Origin of the sequence: Bradyrhizobium sp. SUTN9-2 (assembly GCF_003122645.1) — a bacterium.
Classification (GTDB): Bacteria; Pseudomonadota; Alphaproteobacteria; order Rhizobiales; family Xanthobacteraceae; genus Bradyrhizobium; species Bradyrhizobium yuanmingense.
On sequence record NZ_LAXE01000001.1, the window covers coordinates 7,113,676 to 7,132,426 of the forward strand.

At 66.5% G+C, this 18,751-nt stretch carries 15 protein-coding genes; 8 read left to right on the forward strand and 7 right to left on the reverse strand.

Features of this window, described 5'->3' with window-relative positions:
• Nucleotide 1: 1 nt before the first annotated feature.
• Nucleotides 2–613, reverse strand: a complete 612-nt coding sequence (locus tag XF30_RS32980; RefSeq protein ID WP_057026263.1) for a DUF1285 domain-containing protein — start codon at nt 611–613, stop codon at nt 2–4.
• Nucleotides 614–881: 268 nt separating this feature from the next.
• Here XF30_RS32980 and XF30_RS32985 point away from each other — a divergent pair, with 268 nt between their 5' ends.
• The 6 genes from XF30_RS32985 to XF30_RS33010 all read left to right on the forward strand — a co-directional run bounded on the left by XF30_RS32985 (nt 882) and on the right by XF30_RS33010 (nt 10,788).
• Complete coding sequence (locus tag XF30_RS32985; protein ID WP_109145007.1) at nt 882–1,880, forward strand: AAA family ATPase; 999 nt, start codon at nt 882–884, stop codon at nt 1,878–1,880.
• Nucleotides 1,880–2,824, forward strand: a complete 945-nt coding sequence (locus tag XF30_RS32990; protein ID WP_036013782.1) for a DUF58 domain-containing protein — start codon at nt 1,880–1,882, stop codon at nt 2,822–2,824. Before XF30_RS32985 ends, XF30_RS32990 begins: the two co-directional genes overlap by 1 nt.
• Complete coding sequence (locus XF30_RS32995; protein WP_109145008.1) at nt 2,821–5,631, forward strand: DUF4159 domain-containing protein; 2,811 nt, start codon at nt 2,821–2,823, stop codon at nt 5,629–5,631. Before XF30_RS32990 ends, XF30_RS32995 begins: the two co-directional genes overlap by 4 nt.
• Before the next feature lie 7 nt (nt 5,632–5,638).
• A complete protein-coding gene (locus tag XF30_RS33000) occupies nt 5,639–7,702 on the forward strand; it encodes a hypothetical protein (protein ID WP_109145009.1) in 2,064 nt (687 codons plus the stop codon).
• A 143-nt stretch (nt 7,703–7,845) separates the two neighbouring features.
• Complete coding sequence (locus XF30_RS33005) at nt 7,846–8,253, forward strand: DUF2946 domain-containing protein (RefSeq protein WP_036013788.1); 408 nt, start codon at nt 7,846–7,848, stop codon at nt 8,251–8,253.
• A gap of 144 nt (nt 8,254–8,397) precedes the next feature.
• Complete coding sequence (locus XF30_RS33010; RefSeq protein ID WP_109145010.1) at nt 8,398–10,788, forward strand: TonB-dependent receptor; 2,391 nt, start codon at nt 8,398–8,400, stop codon at nt 10,786–10,788.
• 279 nt (nt 10,789–11,067) lie between these two features.
• Here XF30_RS33010 and XF30_RS33015 read toward each other — a convergent pair whose 3' ends face one another.
• The 3 genes from XF30_RS33015 to XF30_RS33025 form a co-directional block, all read right to left on the reverse strand.
• On the reverse strand, nt 11,068–11,583 hold the full coding sequence (locus tag XF30_RS33015) for a GNAT family N-acetyltransferase (protein WP_057026259.1): 516 nt from the start codon (nt 11,581–11,583) through the stop codon (nt 11,068–11,070).
• A gap of 92 nt (nt 11,584–11,675) precedes the next feature.
• Nucleotides 11,676–12,614: a glycosyltransferase family 2 protein gene (locus XF30_RS33020; protein ID WP_109145011.1), complete on the reverse strand. Its 939-nt coding sequence runs from the start codon at nt 12,612–12,614 to the stop codon at nt 11,676–11,678.
• Nucleotides 12,615–12,701: 87 nt separating this feature from the next.
• The gene (locus XF30_RS33025) at nt 12,702–13,193 is read right to left on the reverse strand and encodes an NUDIX domain-containing protein (RefSeq protein WP_036013806.1); all 492 of its coding nucleotides are present in this window, start codon (nt 13,191–13,193) and stop codon (nt 12,702–12,704) included.
• 108 nt (nt 13,194–13,301) lie between these two features.
• Between XF30_RS33025 and XF30_RS33030 the strand changes: the two genes are divergently transcribed.
• A complete protein-coding gene (locus XF30_RS33030; RefSeq protein WP_036013809.1) occupies nt 13,302–14,186 on the forward strand; it encodes a metallophosphoesterase family protein in 885 nt (294 codons plus the stop codon).
• Nucleotides 14,187–14,294: 108 nt separating this feature from the next.
• On the opposite strand, the gene XF30_RS33035 is transcribed toward XF30_RS33030, so the two are convergent.
• The 3 genes from XF30_RS33035 to XF30_RS33045 all read right to left on the reverse strand — a co-directional run bounded on the left by XF30_RS33035 (nt 14,295) and on the right by XF30_RS33045 (nt 16,949).
• Nucleotides 14,295–14,849: a hypothetical protein gene (locus tag XF30_RS33035; RefSeq protein ID WP_109145012.1), complete on the reverse strand. Its 555-nt coding sequence runs from the start codon at nt 14,847–14,849 to the stop codon at nt 14,295–14,297.
• 184 nt (nt 14,850–15,033) lie between these two features.
• Nucleotides 15,034–15,243: a DUF4170 domain-containing protein gene (locus XF30_RS33040; RefSeq protein ID WP_036013800.1), complete on the reverse strand. Its 210-nt coding sequence runs from the start codon at nt 15,241–15,243 to the stop codon at nt 15,034–15,036.
• 71 nt (nt 15,244–15,314) lie between these two features.
• Nucleotides 15,315–16,949 carry an isocitrate lyase gene (locus tag XF30_RS33045; protein ID WP_036013803.1) on the reverse strand — a complete coding sequence of 545 codons (1,635 nt, stop codon included), beginning with the start codon at nt 16,947–16,949 and terminating at the stop codon, nt 15,315–15,317.
• A gap of 229 nt (nt 16,950–17,178) precedes the next feature.
• Here XF30_RS33045 and XF30_RS33050 point away from each other — a divergent pair, with 229 nt between their 5' ends.
• Entirely contained in the window at nt 17,179–18,624 is a 1,446-nt protein-coding gene (locus XF30_RS33050; protein ID WP_036013804.1) for a helix-turn-helix domain-containing protein, read from the forward strand.
• The last annotated feature ends 127 nt before the right edge of the window (nt 18,625–18,751 follow it).

The following is an 18,751-nucleotide window of genomic DNA, read 5'->3' on the forward strand; positions in this document are numbered from 1 at the left end:
TTCAAAGCGCCGCCCTCACCTGCTCCGCATCGGCCATGGCGAAGAACTCGCCGGCCGACTCGACACCGAACATCGGCTGGCCATCGACCATCCGCTCCTCGCCCATGTCAACCAGATCGTAATAGAGCGCGCGCGTCACCTTGGCCCAGAGGTCCGCGCGGACGTGCAGATAGGGCGTCAGCCCGCCATCCTCCGCCTGCTCGAAGCGCAGCCGGTGCGCCGCGTCGCAGGTGACCCAGTCGTCGACATTGGTGCGGAAGTGCAGCACGCGATGGCTGCCCTCGCCGTCCTTCTGCATCTCGACCGCCATGAACGGCGCATCGTCGACGCGGATACCGACCTTCTCCACCGGCGTGACCAGGAAATGCTTGTCGCCCTCGCGCTTGAGAATGGTCGAAAACAGCCGCACCAGGGCGGCACGCCCGATTGGCGTCCCCATGTAGAACCAAGTACCATCGGAGGCGATTCGGATGTCGAGATCGCCGCAAAACGGCGGATTCCACAGATGCACCGGAGGCAGGCCCTTCTTGGCGCCTTCGGCATTGGCAGCGCTTTTGGCGGCGGCAGTCAGTCCCTCGAGACCCCGATCGGCGCTCTGCCCTTGGTTCGCCATGGTTTGCCCTGACTTTGTGATTGGCACGATTGGTGCAGGTCTACGTTGTACTTAGGTGCGCGGTTCCATCCGGAATAGCCCGGTGTGGAGGTCGCCACTTCGTGATGCCGTACATACCCCGAAGCCGATAAGGTGGGGATAGGTTAATTCAACGAATACATGGCTTTCCTGCAAGTCTAGCATGGGGCCCATGATCTGGCGTGATGACCTGACGTGACAGGCTGACGATGCAAGCAAGCCGCGTTGCACAGGCTGAAGGAGCAAGCGAATGGCGGAGAGTGTCGAGAAACTCGAGGACGGGATCGTCCGATCGGCCGAGCAGGTGTCGAGCCAGGTTCGCGCGGCCAAGGACGCGATCGCCTCGGTCATCTTCGGCCAGGATCGCGTGATCGAGAACACGCTGGTCACCATCCTCTCCGGCGGCCATGCGCTCCTGATCGGCGTGCCCGGCCTTGCCAAGACCAAGCTGGTCGACACGCTCGGCGTCACGCTCGGTCTCGATGCCAAGCGCATCCAGTTCACGCCCGATTTGATGCCCTCCGACATTCTCGGCGCCGAAGTGCTGGACGAGAGCACCGCGGGAAGGCGCGCCTTCCGCTTCATTGCCGGTCCCGTGTTCGCGCAGCTCCTGATGGCCGACGAGATCAACCGCGCCAGCCCGCGCACGCAATCGGCGTTGTTGCAAGCGATGCAGGAGCAGCACATCACCGTCGCCGGCGCGCGTCACGATCTGCCGAAACCCTTCCACGTGCTCGCGACGCAGAACCCGCTGGAGCAGGAAGGCACCTATCCGCTGCCCGAAGCCCAGCTCGACCGCTTCCTGATGGAGATCGACGTCGACTATCCCGACCGCGATGCCGAGCGCCGCATCCTGTTTGAAACCACGGGCGCGGAGGAGACGCTGGCCAAGGGCGCGATGACGCCGGATGCGCTGATCACCGCGCAGCGCCTGATCCGGCGCCTGCCGGTCGGCGATTCCGTGGTGGAAGCAATTCTCTCGCTGGTGCGCTCGGCCCGCCCGGGTCCGGACTCCGGCGAAGCCGGCAAGTTCATTGCCTGGGGTCCGGGCCCGCGCGCCAGCCAATCCCTGATGCTGGCGGTACGCGCGCGTGCGCTGATCGACGGGCGCCTGGCGCCCTCGATCGACGACGTGCTCGACCTTGCCGAGCCCGTGCTGAAGCACCGCATGGCGCTGACGTTCCAGGCGCGCGCCGAAGGCCGCACGATTCCGGACGTGATCCGGCAATTGAAGACACGGATCGGTTGATGGCAGCGGAGAACGGGCGGGCAGCGAAGGAGATATTGGCGATCCGACGTGCAGATGGCGAAAGCCGCACGCTCGCCGCTTCGTTGCCGCGCTTGGTGCTCGAGGCCCGCCGCATCGCCGCCAACGTCATCCACGGCCTGCATGGACGGCGCCGCGCCGGCTCGGGCGAAAACTTCTGGCAGTACCGCCGCTTCGTCTCGGGCGAACCGTCGCAGAACGTCGACTGGCGCCGCTCGGCGCGCGACGACCATCTGTACGTGCGCGAGCTGGAATGGGAAGCCTCGCACACGGTCTGGATCTGGCCGGACCGCTCGCCATCGATGGCGTTCGCCTCGAAGACTGCGCGCGAGTCCAAGCTCGAGCGGACACTGATCGTCGCCTTCGCACTGGCCGAGCTGCTCGTCGCCGGCGGCGAGCGCGTCGGCATTCCCGGGCTGATGGCGCCGACCGCAAGCCGCAGCGTCATCGACAGGATGGCGCAGGCGATGCTGCATGACGATGCAGACCGACTGAGCCTGCCGCCATCCTTCGTTCCGGCCGCGCTGGCCGAGATCATCGTGCTGTCGGATTTCTGGTCGCCGATCGCCGAGATCAGGACGACGCTCGCCGGGCTGTCCAGCTCCGGCGCGCATGGCACGATGGTGCAGGTGGTCGACCCGGCCGAGGAATCGTTCCCCTATTCCGGCCGCGTCGAGTTCGTCGAGCCCGAAGGCTTTGGCGTGATCACCGCCGGCCGCGCCGAGAGCTGGGCGCAGGATTACACCGCGCGGCTCGCGCTGCACCGCGACCAGATCCGCGCCGAGACCAACAAGCTCGACTGGCTGTTCACGACGCACGCGACCGACCGCTCCGCCGCCGAGCTCTTGCTGTTCCTGCATGCGGGCATGCAGGTGAGCAAGTCCGGCGCACGCACCACGACGATCAAGGCGGGGCCGGCCGCATGATGGGATTGCCGCTCGCCTTCACGCAACCGCTGCTCCTGATCGGCCTCCTCAGCCTGCCCGTGCTGTGGTGGCTCCTGCGCGTGATGCCGCCGCGGCCGCGCCGCATCGAGTTTCCGCCGACGCGGCTGTTGTTCGACATCACGCCGCGCGAAGAGACGCCCTCACGGACGCCGTGGTGGCTGACCGCGCTTCGCCTGCTCGCCGCCGCGCTGGTGATCTTCGCCGCCGCCGGCCCGATCTGGAATCCGCAAACGGGCATCGCCGGCAGCAAGGCGCCGCTGATGATCATGTTCGACGACGGCTGGAGCGCCGCATCGCACTGGGACGTCAGGATCAGGACCGCCGACGAGCTTATCGCCAATGCCGACAATGACGGCCGCGGCATCGCGCTGGTGCCGCTGTCCGAGCCGAACCGCGACATCACCCTGATGCCGGCGGGTGCGGCGCGCGTCGCGCTGCGGCAGCTGGCGCCAAAGCCCTATTCGATCGATCGCGTCGAGACGCTGGCCGCGGTCGACCGTTTCCTCAAGGTCACCGGCGACTGCGAGATCGCCTGGCTCTCGGACGGCGTCGACACCGGCCGCGGCGAGGACTTCGTGGCCGGCCTCGGCAAGACCATCGGCGATCGCAGCCTGACCGTGTTCCAAGGCGGCACCTCCTCGCCGTTGGCCCTGGTCGCCGCCGAGAATGCCGCAGCGAAGATGACGGTGAAGGTGCTGCGCACCGACGGCGGGATTGCGGTCGGCACGGTACGCGCGCTGGACCAGAAGGCGTCGCCGATCGGCGAAGCGCGCTATTCGTTCGGCCCGCAGGACAAGGAAACCGAGGCGGCGTTCGACCTGCCGGTCGAGCTGCGCAACGACATCACGCGGCTGGAAATCTCCGGCGAGCGCTCGGCCGGCGCGGTGCAGCTGCTCGACAAGCGCTGGCGCCGCCGCGCCATCGGCATCATCTCGGGCGCGACCAGCGAGACCGCGCAGCCACTGCTGGCGCCGACCTTCTATCTCACCCGCGCGCTGGCGCCGTTCGCCGACGTCCGGCTCCCCGACAAGGGCTCGCCGCAGCAGGGCATCACGCAGTTTCTCGACCAGAAGCTGCCGATGATCATCCTCGCCGATGTCGGCACCATCGCCCCCGAGCTGCGCGAACGCCTCAATGCCTGGGTCGACCAGGGCGGCGTGCTGGTGCGGTTCGCTGGGCCCCGGCTGGCACAGGCGGAGGACGACCTCGTGCCGGTCAAGCTGCGCAAGGGCGGCCGCACGCTCGGCGGCAGCCTGACCTGGGAGAAGCCGCAGCATCTCGCCTCCTTCGCCGCCGACGGTCCGTTCGCCGGGGTCGCAGTGCCGAAGGACGTCACCGTGAGCCGGCAGGTGCTGGCCGAGCCCGACGCCGTGCTCGCCACCAAGAGCTGGGCCTCGCTGGAAGACGGCACCCCGCTCGTCACCGGCGAGCATCGCGGCAAGGGCCTCGTCAGCCTGTTCCACGTCAGCGCCGACATGCGCTGGTCTGACTTACCGATGTCGGGCACCTTCGTCGAAATGCTGCGGCGGGTGGTCGACATGTCCGGCTACACCGCGAAGCCCGGCGCTGGCGTTGCCGGCGAAGCGACCACTGAGACCGTGGCGCCGCTGCACATCCTCGACGGATTTGGCGCGTTTGGTCCGCCGCCCGCGACGGCCAAGCCGCTTCCTGCGGATTACCGCGACCGCGCCACATCAGATCATCCGCCCGGCTTCTACGGCCCGGCAGAAGGACCGCTCGCCGTGAACACGCTTGCCAGCGCCGACCGCATCGCCGCCCTGAACACCGCGAGCCTGCGCGCCCGGCACGCCACCTACACCAATGCCGAGCCGCGCGATTTGCGCGGCTGGCTGCTGTCGACGGCGCTCGCGCTGTTCCTGATCGACGCCATCATCATCGCGGTGCTCGGCGGCGGCATTGCCGCGCTGCTGCGCCGCCGCGCCGCGCCCGCGATGATCGTGCTCGCCCTGCTCGCGGGATTCGCGGCGCTCTCGCCGGCGCCGTCGCGCGCCGACGGCGTCACGGACGAGTTCGCGATGAAGTCGGTGTCGCAGACCCGCCTCGCCTATGTCGTCACGGGCAATGCGGATGTCGATTCCATCGTCAAGGCGGGAATGAACGGGCTGACGCTGTTCCTGGCCCAGCGCACGGCGCTCGAGGCCGGTGATCCCGTCGGCGTCGATCCCGCGCGCGACGAGCTCGCGTTCTTCCCGCTGATCTACTGGCCGATCGTGCCGGGCGCGCCGAAGCCGCCGCAGGACGCCATCAACAAGATCGACGTCTACATGAAGCAGGGCGGCACCGTGCTGTTCGACACCCGCGACGCGATCGAGGCGCCGCCCGGCGCCAACGGCGCGGCGCAGACGCCGGCGATGCAGACGCTGCGCGAGATCCTGTCCTCGCTCGACGTGCCCGAGCTCGAGCCCGTGCCGCGCGAGCACGTGCTGACCAAGACCTTTTATCTGCTGCGCGACTTCCCCGGCCGCTTCACCGCCGGCCAGACCTGGGTCGAGACCTTGCCGCGCGAAGACGACGATGAGAGCGCGCAGCGGCCGGCGCGCGGCGGCGACGGCGTCTCGCCGATCATCATCACCTCGAACGACCTGGCCGGCGCCTGGGCGGTGCGGCCCGACGGACAGGCCATGCTGCCGGTGACCGGCGGCGACCCCCGCCAGCGCGAATTCGCCTACCGCGCCGGCGCCAACATCGTGATGTACACGCTGACCGGCAACTACAAGGCCGACCAGGTCCACGCTCCGGCGCTGATCGAACGGCTGGGGCAATAGGATCGACATGAACTACGGCATCGCGTTCACACCGCTTGTTCCTACCATCGTGCTGTGGCTCGCGCTCGCCGCGATCGTCATTGTCGCGCTCGTGCTGCTGCTGGCGCGCGCGCGCGGCGCCGCGGTGCGCGTGGCCGCGCTGGCGCTGTTCCTGCTGGCGCTTTCCAATCCCTCCTTCACCCGCGAGGACCGCGATCCCCTCACCTCGGTCGCCGCTGTCGTCGTCGACAAGAGCCCGAGCCAGAACTTCGGCAACCGCAATCGCGAAGCTGCGCAAGCGCAGGAGGCGCTGGTCGACAGCCTGAAGAAGATCAAGGGCCTCGAGGTCCGCGTCGTCGAGGCCGGACAGGCCGACGGCGAGACCGACGGCACCAAGCTGTTCGGCGCGCTGGCCTCGGCCTTGGCGGACGTCCCGGTCGACCGCGTCGCCGGCGCGTTCCTGATCACCGACGGCCGCGTCCACGACATTCCCGCGAACGCCGCCGCGCTCGGCTTCCAGGCGCCGGTGCACGCGCTGGTCACGGGCCAGAAGGACGAGCGCGACCGCCGCATCGCGATCACCGCCGCGCCGCGCTTCGGTATCGTCGGGCAGAGCCAGACCATCTCCTACCGCCTCGACGACCAGGGTGTCACCGGCGAGCGCGCCAGGGTCATCGTCCGCCGCGACGGCGAGGTCATCAACGAGCGCACGCTCTCCAGCGGCCAGGCCGCGAGCGTCGACGTCGACATCAAGCATGCCGGGCCGAACATCGTCGAGATCGAGGCCTCGCCGCTGGAGCGCGAATTGACGCCGGTGAACAATCGCGCCGTCGTCGCCATCGACGGCGTGCGCGACAAGCTGCGCGTGCTGCTGGTCTCGGGCGAGCCGCATTCGGGCGAGCGCACCTGGCGCAACCTGCTCAAGTCCGACGCCAGCGTCGACCTCGTGCATTTCACCATTCTGCGCCCGCCGGAGAAGCAGGACGGCACGCCGATCAACGAATTGTCGCTGATCGCGTTTCCGACCCGCGAGCTGTTCCAGCAGAAGATCAACGAATTCCAGTTGATCATCTTCGACCGCTATGCCCGCCAGGGCGTGCTGCCGATCCCCTATTTCGAGAACATGGCGCGTTACGTGCGTGCAGGCGGCGCCGTGCTGGTCTCGGCCGGCCCCGACTATGCCTCGAACAGCAGCATCTGGCGCACGCCGCTCGATTCGGTGCTGCCGGCCGAACCCGTCGGCGTCACCGAGAAGCCGTTCTATGCGCATCTGTCCGACCTCGGCAAACGCCATCCCGTCACGCGCGGGCTGGAAGGCTCCGCCAGCGAGCCGCCGCGCTGGAGCCGGTTCTTCCGCACCGTCGATACCCGCAATGCGGTCAACCCGCCCGTCATGACCGGCGTCGACGGCAAGCCGCTGCTGTTCCTGTCGCGCTTCGGCGAGGGCCGCGTCGCGCTCCTGCTGTCCGACCACATCTGGCTGTGGGCGCGCGGCTATGAGGGCGGCGGTCCGCATCTCGACCTGCTCAGGCGGATGTCGCACTGGCTGATGAAGCAACCCGATCTCGACGAAGAGGCGCTGCGCCTCCAGGTCCAGGGCAAGGACCTCGTCGTGGTGCGTCAGACCATGGCGGACAGCGTCCAGCCCGTCAGCGTGACCTCGCCGTCGGGCGTGTCGCAGGATCTGACGCTGAGCGCCGGCGATCCCGGCGAGTGGCGCGCCAGCCTGCCGGCGAGCGAACTCGGCCTGTGGCAGGCCACCGACGGCACGCTGAAGGCGTTGATCAATGTCGGCCCGACCAATCCGAAGGAATTTTCGGAAGTCACCTCGACGGTCGATACGTTGAAGCCGCTGACACAGGCGACGGGCGGCGATGCCGTGCGCGTGGCCAGCAGTTCTAGCGTCGAGCTGCCGCGCATCCTGCCGGTGCGCTCGGTCGGCATGTTCCACGGCGACGGCTGGATGGGCGTGCGGATGCGCGACGCCAGCGTGGTCAAGGGCGTCGGCGTGTTGCCGATCTTCTCCGGGCTGATCGGTCTGTTGCTGCTGCTCGGCGCATTTGCGGCGACCTGGGTGCGCGAGGGGCGGTAGTTGCCCGAACGACACATCGGCTTGGCGGCTTGCATGCGCCGATCCCCCCGCCGTTGACATCGGTGAACCGGTCGGGCGATGTTATACTATAACATCGCGGCGTCCTGGGATTGACGCCTCGGTGTGGGGGTGGCGTTTTCCAGATGAAGTGGTTCCGGTCGAATAGCAGGCACGGCGCCCGGCTCGCGTTGTTCGCGATGCTGGTGCAGCTCGCGCTGACGTTCGGCCACAGCCATTGGTTCGCGCAGGCCGCGCCTTTTGCTCAATCATCGGTCCAGCACATCGAAGGCGGCGCCAAGGACGTTGCAGCAACCGACGGCGCCGCCGTCGAGAAGCAATCGCCCTCAAGTCCCGACCGCGAGCATTCGCGCGACGAGAGTTGCGCCATCTGCGCCATCATTGCGATGGCGGGCACGATCGTGTCGGCGACGCCGCCCGTGCTGTTGCTGCCGCAGGCGATCGAGCTGCTCCGGCGCAGCCTCGACGCCGAGTTCGCTCATCTGACATCGGCCCGCACGGCGTTCCAGCCGCGCGCCCCTCCTGCGTCCTGACTCCAACGCTTGATCACACCCAGCCTCGCCGCACATCGGCAAGTGCCTGGGAGAAGTTGAAGTCGAATTCCGTCGCGTCGCGACGGCAGGCCGCCTCCGATCAGCAGAGCATCATCCGGACGGCGCCTGAGTGGAATCAGGACCATGTCATTTCAATTGCGACGCGCGCAGCGCCTTGGCGGAGCAAGCCTGCTCCTGCTCGGCGCCGCCGCTACATCCGCGTTCGCCCAAGACTCGGCACAACGACCGGCACAAGACAAATCGTCGACCGAGCTCCCCGCCATCACCGTAACGGCGCCGAGCCCGATCGTACGCAGAGCAGTGGTGCCGACCCGCAACGCAGGCCGCGGCACGCGGACCGCGCGGGTGCGCAGCCGCGAGCAGGCAGCTGAAGCGGCACCGGCAGCTCCCGTGCCCGCCGCGCCTCAGCAAGGCGTGCTGCCTGTTGTGACCGATCAGTTCGCGACCGTCACCGTGGTGCCGAACGAGGAGATTCGGCGCAACGGCGGCGGCACGCTCGGCGATCTCCTGTTCTCCAAGCCCGGCATCACCGGCTCTGAATACGCACCCGGCGCATCCAGCCGCCCGATCATTCGCGGGCTCGACACCAACCGGGTCGGCATTATCGAGAACGGAACAGGCAGCAACGGCGCGTCCGATCTCGGCGAGGATCACTTCGTGCCGATTGATCCGCTGGCAGCCACCCAGGTCGAGGTCATCCGCGGACCGGCGACGCTGCGCTACGGCTCCACCGCGATCGGTGGCGTGGTCAGCGCAACCAACAATCGAATTCCGGATGCCTTGCCGTCCTGCACGGCGCCCTTTCCGACTTACGGACTCCCGACCAAGGCGCCGCTCGCAAACGTGGGATCGCCGGGCTGCATCACCGCGGAAACGCGGACGGCCGTAACTTCGGTCGATCGCGGGACCGAAGGTGCCGTGCTGCTCGATGCCGGCGGCGGCAACTTTGCCTTCCACGCCGATGCCTTTGGCCGCAAGGCCGGCGACTACAACATCCCGAGCTATCCGTTCTTGACGGACCCGACGCTGCCGTTCAACGGACGCCAGCCGAATTCGGCATCGCAGGCCTACGGCGGATCTGTCGGCGGCTCCTACATCTTCGACGGCGGCTACGTGGGCGCGGCGATCACGCAGCACAACGCGCTCTATCACATTCCCGGTATCGAGGGCAGCGAGTTCCTGACGCGGATCGACGGACGACAAACAAAGTTCACGACAAAAGGCGAGTATCGGCCGGATGCGGCGGCGATCGATGCGATCCGGTTCTGGGCCAGCGCCACCGACTATAAGCACGATGAGGTCGGGCTCGCCGACTCTGCCGACCTCGGCTCCCTCGGCGTGAGACAAACCTTCACCAACAAGGAACAGGAAGGCCGCGTCGAGGTGCAGCTTGCGCCGTTCGACGTCCGCTTTGCTGCGCTGACCACCGCTGTGGGCGTTCAGGCGTCGCATCAGAAGCTGACCGCGCCGAGTCCGGACGATCCAGGCAGCCCGATCAACGGACTGTTCGATCCGAACAAGAACACAAAGGTCGCCGGGTACATCTTCAATGAGTTCAAGTTCAGCGAAGCCACCAAGGCTCAGATCGCCGGACGCGTCGAGAGCGCAAGGTTGAGCGGCACGGCGCCGGCCTTCGTCCCCGATGTGTTCGACCTCGCCGTCGATCCGGCCGCGATCGGCCCCGCAACGGCGGTCAACCGCAACTTCACGCCGGTGAGCGGGAGCATCGGCCTGATCCACAGCCTTCCTTGGGATCTGGTCGCCAGCATCACCGGCCAATATGTCGAACGCGCGCCGAAACCGGCGGAATTGTTTTCGCGCGGCGGCCACGATGCCACCACCACTTTCGACATAGGCAATCCCAATCTCGGCATCGAGACCGCCAAGTCGGTAGAGGCGGGACTGCGACGAGCGGTAGGACCGCTTCGCTTCGAAATCACCGGCTACTACACCAAGTTCAACGGTTTCATCTACCGGCGCCTGACCGGCAACACGTGTGAGGACGGCGTTTGCCAGCTCGGCGCTGGCCTCGAACTGAATCAGGCGGTCTATTCGCAGCGCGACGCGACATTCCGGGGCGGCGAATTCCAGTTCCAGTACGACGTGATGCCGGTCTGGAACGGGATCTGGGGCATCGAGGGTCAATACGACATCGTGCGCGCGACCTTCGACGACGGCACCAACGTGCCACGCATTCCGCCCCAGCGGCTGGGCGGTGGTGTGTACTATCGCGACGCCGAATGGTTTGCCCGGATCAACCTGCTGCACGCGTTCGCGCAAAACGACATCGCACCGATCGCGGAGACGCCGACGCCCGGCTACAACCTGCTAAGGGCCGAGGTCAGCTACAAAACGCAGCTCGATCAACGTTGGTTCGGCGCGCGCGAGATGCATGTCGGGCTCGTCGGCAACAACCTGCTCAACGAGAATATCCGCAATGCCGTCTCCTTCAATAAGGACCAGGTGCTGTTGCCCGGCATCGGCGTCAGGGTGTTCGCGAACTTCAAGTTCTAGGTAACGACACGCGCCGTCATTGCGAGGAGCCCTTGCGACGAAGCAATCCAGACCGCCTCCGCGGAAAGACTCTGGATTGCTTCGCTGCGCTCGCAATGACGGAGTATGACGCGCGCAGCCGCGCGTCTTCTCGACGGTCTCTTAGCCGGATGAGATACGAGCAGTGTCGTAGCCCGGATGGAGCGTAGCGTAATCCGGGGTTCTCTCGTTGCGGAAGACCTTCCCGGATTGCGCTGCGCTCCATCCGGGCTACGGCGTTTCCAACGACGCGCGCCGCTCCTATGTCCGCGCTTTGCTCCAGTCGGGGCCGACCGCGCCCGACACGCCCTCGAAGGCGCCGTCGACGAGCTCGAACACCAGGATGCGCGCGGCATCGACCGGGCCGGGCATGGTGACGCGGCCCTTGGCGACCTGCTTGAAGCCGACGCGGCCGTAATAGGGCTCGTCGCCGACCAGCAGCACGAGGCGGTGGCCTTTTTCCCTGGCGTCCTTTAGCGCGCGCTCCATCAACTGACGGCCGATGCCGCGATCGCGGAACGGCGGCTCGACGGTGAGCGGCCCGAGCAGCAGCGCCGGCGTTTGGCCGATCAGAATCGGCAATTGCCTGACGGAGCCGACCAGGAGCGTGCCGATACGGGCCGTGAAGGACAGTTCGAGCAGATGGTCGACGTGCTCGCGGATCCGGTAGGCGCTCAGCACGAAGCGGCCGGGGCCGAAGGTGCGTTCGTGCAGCCGCTCGATCGCCTGAGCGTCGCCGGCGGCTTCGGGAAGAATGGTCAGTGAGAGATCGTTCATGTCAATTCGCGGAGTAGCACTTGCGCCTGCGAAGGTCCATGGGCGGCGGCGGTGCCCCGTTTACCTCCCGGCGGGAGAAGTGCAGGCCTGGCTCAACCTGCGTTCCGTTTCGACGCCGGCTGGGACAGATAGGCCAGCATCTTCATCTCCCGCCGCCCTCGCGTCACCGTGTCGAGCACGAGCCCTGATGACACCGACAGCAGGGCCATGATCATCAGGCCCATCGACAGCACCGCGGTGGGCAGGCGCGGCACGAGGCCGGTTTCGATGAAGGTGATCACGATCGGAATCGCGAAGATGATCGACGCCAGCGCCAGCAGGATTCCGATCACCGCGAAGAAGCGCAACGGCCGCTCGCTGCGATAGAGCTTCAGCATGGTGCCGAGGATGCGAAAGCCGTCGCGCCAGGTGTTGAGCTTGGAGAACGAGCCTTCGGGGCGCGCATAATAGGGCGTCTCGACCTCGGCGACCGGAAGCGACAATTCCAGCGCATAGACCGCAAGCTCGGTCTCGATCTCGAAGCCGTCGGAGAGGACGGGAAAGGATTTGACGAAGCGGCGCGAGAACACCCGGTAGCCGGACAGGAGGTCCTTAGCGTGGCCGAAGGTGTCGGACAGGAAGCCGGTCAGCATGCGGTTGCCGGTGCGGTGGCCGAGCCGGTAGGCAGCCTGGACCTGATCGACGCGAAGCCCGACCACCATGTCGAGATGCTCGTCGAGCAGCTTGTCGATCATGATGGGTGCGCTCGGCGCATCGTAGGTGGCATCGCCATCGACCAGCACATAGACGTCGGCCTCGACGTCCGCGAACATGCGGCGCACGACGTGACCCTTGCCCTGCCGGCGCTCGCTGCGCACGATCGCACCGGCTTCGCGCGCGACCGCGGCGGTCCGGTCGCGCGAATTGTTGTCGTAGACGTAGATCTCCGCCGCGGGCAGCGCCTTGCGGAAATCGGCAACGACGGTCGCGACCGCGGCCTCCTCGTTGTAGCAGGGCACCAGCACCGCGATACGAAGTTGCGTTGTGGTCATCAGGGCAGCACTCCGAGGCTTGTCGGCTCGCGCCCGAGCGGCGTGGCCTGCCGTGCGCGTCGAGCGGGTTACTAGCACAAGCCGCCCTCAGCGCCACGTCGCAATCACGGGCCTGCCATCGAGCACTTCGGCGATCCGCAGCCGCGTGCCGGGCGTGGTGCCCTCGGGCAATGCGGCATTGTCGAAGAATCCGCATTCGACGATCTCGCGGTTGGGCTCAGGGACGCGGTCCTGCCTGAACTGCCTGACGACGTAGACCGCGACGTGGTCGCGGCGGGAGACGTGGCTGTTGAGGAAGACGCCGTGCAGGATCGCCTCGCCGGTCAGATCGATGTCGCCCTCCTCCTTGAGCTCGCGCCGCAACGCCTCTTCCATGGTCTCGCCGAAATCGACGCCGCCGCCAGGCAAATACCAGCCGCTGACGTAGCTATGCCTGACCAGGAAGACGCGATTGTCGGCATCCAGCACCACGGCACGGACGCCGAGCGTCATGCCGCGGACGAGCAGGAAATAGCCGTGCAAGAACCGCCGCAGCAGCGGCTCGGCTTTCCGTCGGGCTCGGTTCAGACGTTCTCCCATCAGGCTCCTTGACGCCCCCTGTTTCAGGCCCTGCTTGCGCGGGGCGCGCGACCTTGCCATTACAGCGGAGCAATAGCGAGGCATTCGCGCGCCATGACTCCCTTCACGCTGGCTCCCTTCACGCTCGCCCACCTGTCCGATCCGCATTTGGCGCCTTTGCCGAAGCCGCGGCTGATCGAGCTCGCGGGCAAGCGCGCGTTCGGCTATGTCAACTGGACGCGCAACCGCCACAAGTACCAGCGCCGCGAGGTTCTCGACGCGCTCGTCGCCGACATGAAGGCGCAGGCGCCCGACCACATCGCAGTGACGGGCGATCTCGTCAACCTGGCGCTGGAGGCGGAGTTCGCACCGGCGCTGGCCTGGCTCGAAAGCGTCGGCCCGCCCGACCGCGTGACCGCGATCCCCGGCAATCACGACGCCTATGTCAGCGCGACGCGTCATCGCTTCGGCGAGACGTTCCTGCACTACATCGCCGCGGACACACCCGGCGGCGCAGCCTTCCCAGCGGTGCGCCGGCGCGGGCCGCTTGCCCTGATCAGCCTGTCCACGGCGGTGCCGACCCTGCCGCTGATGGCGACCGGCACGCTGGGGCGCGATCAGCTCGCCGCGCTTGCGGAGGTGCTCGAGCGGCTCGCCGCGGAAGACGTCTTCCGCGTGCTGCTGGTGCATCATCCGCTGAAGTCCAGCGCGCGGGCGAAGCGGATGACGGACGCGCCGGAATTGCTGGGACTGTTGAAGCGCCACGGCGTCGAGCTGGTCCTGCACGGGCACGACCACATTCATTCGACGATGTGGTTCGAGGGTCCGAACGGCAACATTCCCGCGCTCGGCGTGCCGTCGGCCTCCGCGCTGGCGCACGGACGTTATCCGGCGGCGGCGTATAATCTGTTCACCATCGAGAAGGACAATGCCGGCTGGCGCTGCGAGCAGACGGTGCGAAGCCTCGGGGCGGGGTTTCAGGTCGGGCAGATCAAGCATGTGCGGTTGATCTAGACCCCGGTCGTCATTGCGAGCGCAGCGAAGCAATCCAGGAATCTCTCCGCGGAGGCAATCTGGATTGCTTCGTCGCAAGGGCTCCTCGCAATGACGAAGGAGAGAGCCTCACCAGCTCCGCAAGACCGCAAGCACTGCCACCCCGAACAACGCGGCAGCGCCGAGCACGAAGCCGAACACGAATGGCCACAGGCGCGAGCGGCGCGGCGGCGCGGCGGCCGGGGCCTGCGGTTCGGGCGCGACCACCATCGCCCGCTCGCGCTCGACCATGCGGCGCGCGACATAGTCGGTGACGGCCTCGACGATCACGGCGGTGTCGTGCGATTCGGCGAGCACGATGCGGCCGAAGCGGGTGTCCTGGACGAAGCGGTACATCCGCTTGTCGCGGCCCATCACGATGTGGGCGACGACGTCGATCCACAGCCGCGGCGTATCGCCCTGGCTGATGCCGCGGTCGAACAGGTCGATCTGATCAGGCACCTGCGCGAACAGGGGATCGAGCGCGTCGTTGAGGATCTCGAGCCGTGCCACCTCGGCGTCGCGCAAATCGACGACGACGCCGGTGCGGTCGGCCGCCTCGATCCGCGCGCGCAGCAGCGCATCGCGCAGCCGCACCGGGCCCGGCTGGCCGGGATGGGTCCCGCTGGTCTCGGGCTCTGACATTGTCGGCCTCGTCCTCGACTTATCCCCATTAACCTATCAGCAACCAAACCCTCCGCAAAGGCCTACAATTCCAGAGACTTACGGCGCCCACAGCCGTTTCACCTGTGCCAAAAACAGACGATCCCACCCAGGCAGGGCCTGGATGGGACCATCCGTCCTTGGACGTCTTCTTAAGTCGGGGCGATCAGGCCGAGACCCGCGAGGGCTCTTCCACGATCGAGAAGCGGACGCCGGCCTTGTGACGGCTTTCTTCCGAGACTTCCTTCCAGCACTCTTCGGCTTCCTTGCGGGTCTTGAACGGACCTTTGACCTGGGCCGAGCCTTCCACGAGCTTGTGGAAGTTCATCGAACCGAACTCGCCGCCGATCACCCAGAAATTGCTGCCTTTGGTCATTGTCAGTCTCCTGTTGAGGTGCGTGACCGGCCTGGACTCCAACCTGGCTTCCAGACCGGTCCGATCCGCCGTTAGCCGAACTGGTTCATCGTGTTGTGGACGCCGCCCGCCTTCAGCGCAGCTTCGCCCGCGAAGTACTCCTTGTGGTCGTCGCCGATGTCGGAGCCGGCCATGTTCTGGTGCTTCACGCAGGCGATGCCCTGACGGATCTCGGCGCGCTGGACGTTCTTGACGTAGCCCAGCATGCCCTGCTCGCCGAAATACTCGCGGGCGAGATTGTCGGTCGAGAGCGCGGCCGTGTGATAGGTCGGCAGCGTGATCAGGTGGTGGAAGATGCCGGCGCGCTTGGCCGAATCCGCCTGGAAGGTACGGATGCGCTCGTCGGCTTCCTTCGCCAGCGGCGTGTCGTCGTACTCCGCCTTCATCAGCTCGGCACGGTTGTACTTGCTGACGTCCTGGCCCGCTTCCTTCATCGCGTCGTAGACCTGCCAACGGAAGTTGAGGGTCCAGTTGAACGACGGCGAGTTGTTGTAGGCGAGCTTGGCGTTCGGCACCACCTTGCGGATGCGGTCGACCATGCTGGCGATCTGCTCGATATGCGGCTTCTCGGTCTCGATCCAGAGCAGGTCGGCGCCGTTCTGCAGCGAGGTGATGCAATCGAGCACGCAGCGGTCTGCACCGGTGCCGGGGCGGAACTGGTAGAGGTTGGAGGGCAGCCGCTTCGGACGCATCAGCTTGCCGTTGCGGTTGATGATGACGTCGCCGTTCTTGGCGTTCTCCGCGGTGATTTCTTCGCAATCGAGGAAGCTGTTGTACTGGTCGCCGATGTCGCCGGGCTTGTGGCTGACGGCGATCTGCTGCGTCAGGCCGGCGCCGAGCGAGTCGGTGCGGGTCACGACGATGCCGTCTTCGACGCCGAGCTCGAGGAAGGCGTGGCGGCAGGCGCGGATCTTCGCCAGGAAGACGTCATGCGGCACCGTGACCTTGCCGTCCTGGTGGCCGCACTGCTTCTCGTCGGAGACCTGATTCTCGATCTGCAGCGCGCAGGCGCCCGCCTCGATCATCTTCTTGGCGAGCAGATAGGTCGCCTCCGCGTTGCCGAAGCCGGCATCGATGTCGGCGATGACGGGGACGACATGGGTCTGGAAGTTGTCGATCTTCTCGATCAGCTCCTTCTCGCGAGTCTTGTCGCCTTCCTTGCGCGCCTTGTCGAGCAGACGGAAGATGTCGTTGAGCTCGCGCGAATCGGCCTGACGCAGGAAGGTGTAGAGCTCCTCGATCAGCGCCGGCACCGCGGTCTTCTCGTGCATGGACTGATCGGGCAGCGGACCGAATTCGGAGCGCAGCGCCGCGATCATCCAGCCGGAGAGATAGAGATAGGTGCGGTCGGTCTTGCCGCCGAAGTGCTTCTTGACCGAGATCAGCTTCTGCTGGGCGATGAAGCCGTGCCAGCAGCCCAGCGACTGGGTGTACTTGGTGGGATCCTTGTCATAGGCGGCCATGTCGGCGCGCATCACGGCCGCGGTGTAGCGGGCGATGTCGAGGCCGGTCTTGAAACGGTTCTGCAGGCGCATGCGCGCGACGGCCTCGGCCGACACGCCGTTCCAGGTCGGCTGGGTCTCGAGGAGCGCCTGAGCCGCCTTGACCTCGTCCTGATATGAGGACGGACCCTGGAGGGTGCTGATACCGCGGGGCTGGTAATTCATGTGCCTGATCCTTTCGCTGACGATGGCGAGGCAGCCATCGACATTCTTGACAATGCATTGCGAGATGCGTGTCAGAAGCTAAACGCGAAAAGGAAAGTTCGTACAGATGGCTTGTTTTTTATTGGTGATGTCATGTAACATCTGAACGTGTAATACATGTCACTTTGTAAAATTTGTAAAAATAATAGGTCAACTATTCTGACCTTGATTGAGTCTGGAGATCTGAGACATGCCCGCCGATTCCGGCAAGAAACTCTTCGTCGGCCCGCGCTTCCGGCGAATCCGGCAGCAATTGGGGCTGTCGCAGACCCAGATCGCCGAGGGGCTCGGGATCTCGCCCAGCTATGTCAACCTGATCGAGCGCAACCAGCGCCCGGTCACGGCGCAGATCCTGCTGCGGCTGGCCGAGACCTATGACCTTGACCTGCGCGATCTCGCCACCGCGGACGAGGACCGCTTCTTCGCCGAGCTGAACGAGATCTTCTCCGATCCCCTGTTCCGGCAGATCGACGTGCCCAAGCAGGAGCTGCGCGACCTCGCCGAGCTCTGCCCCGGCGTCACCCATGCGCTGCAGCGGCTCTACGCGGCCTATACCGAGGCGCGTCAGGGCGAGACGCTGGCCGCGGCGCAGATGGCCGACCGCGACGTCGGCACGCGCTTTGAAGCCAATCCGGTCGAGCGCGTGCGCGAGCTGATCGAGGCCAACCGCAACTATTTTCCGGAGCTGGAGCAGGCGGCGGAAAATCTGCGCGACGAGTTGAACGAGCCCGCCGAAGGGCTGTATGCCGCGCTGATAACGCGCTTGCGCGAGAAGCACTCGATCCAGACCCGCATCATGCCGGTCGACGTGATGCGCGAGACGCTCCGCCGATTCGACCGCCACCGCCGGCAGCTGCTGATCTCGGAGCTGGTCGATCCGCCCGGCCGCGCATTCCAGCTCGCCTTCCAGCTGGGCCTGGCGGAATGCGCGCAGGCGCTGGAGACCATCATCGGCCGGGCCGGCCCGCTGGACGATGCGCCGCGGCGGCTGTTCCGGATCACGCTCGGCAATTACTTCGCGGCCGCCGTGATGATGCCCTATCCGGCGTTCCTCGCGGCCGCCGAAGCGCTGAACTACGACATCCACGTGCTGGCACAGCGCTTCAATTCCGGCTTCGAGCAGGTCTGCCACCGCCTCACCACGCTGCAGCGACCGAATGCGCGCGGCATTCCGTTCTTCCTCTTGCGCGTCGACAATGCCGGCAACGTCTCCAAGCGTTTCTCCTCCGGCACCTTCCCGTTCTCGAAATTCGGCGGCACGTGTCCGCTCTGGAATGTGCATTCGACCTTCGACACGCCGGATCGCCTGCTCAAGCAGGTGATCGAGCTGCCCGACGGCACGCGCTATTTCTCGATCGCGCAGATGGTGCGCCGCCCCGTGGCGCCGCATCCGCTGCCGCAGCCGCGCTTTGCCATCGGCCTCGGCTGCGAGATCCGCCACGCCGCCCGCCTGACCTACGCCACCGGCATGGACCTGGAGAAGGCCGAGGGCACCCCGATCGGCGTCAACTGTCGCCTCTGCGAGCGCGAGAACTGCGCCCAGCGCGCCGAGCCACCGATCACACGCACGTTGATCCTGGACGAGACGACGCGGCGGGTGTCGAGCTTTGCGTTCTCGAATGCAAGGGAGTTGTGAGGCACACACTCTCTCTTCCGTCATGGCCGGGCTTGACCCGGCCATCCACGCGCTTCCGCGTATGCAGAAAGACGTGGATGCCAGGGTCAAGCCCGGGCATGCCGACCAAGTGTGTGGTCGCCGCTCC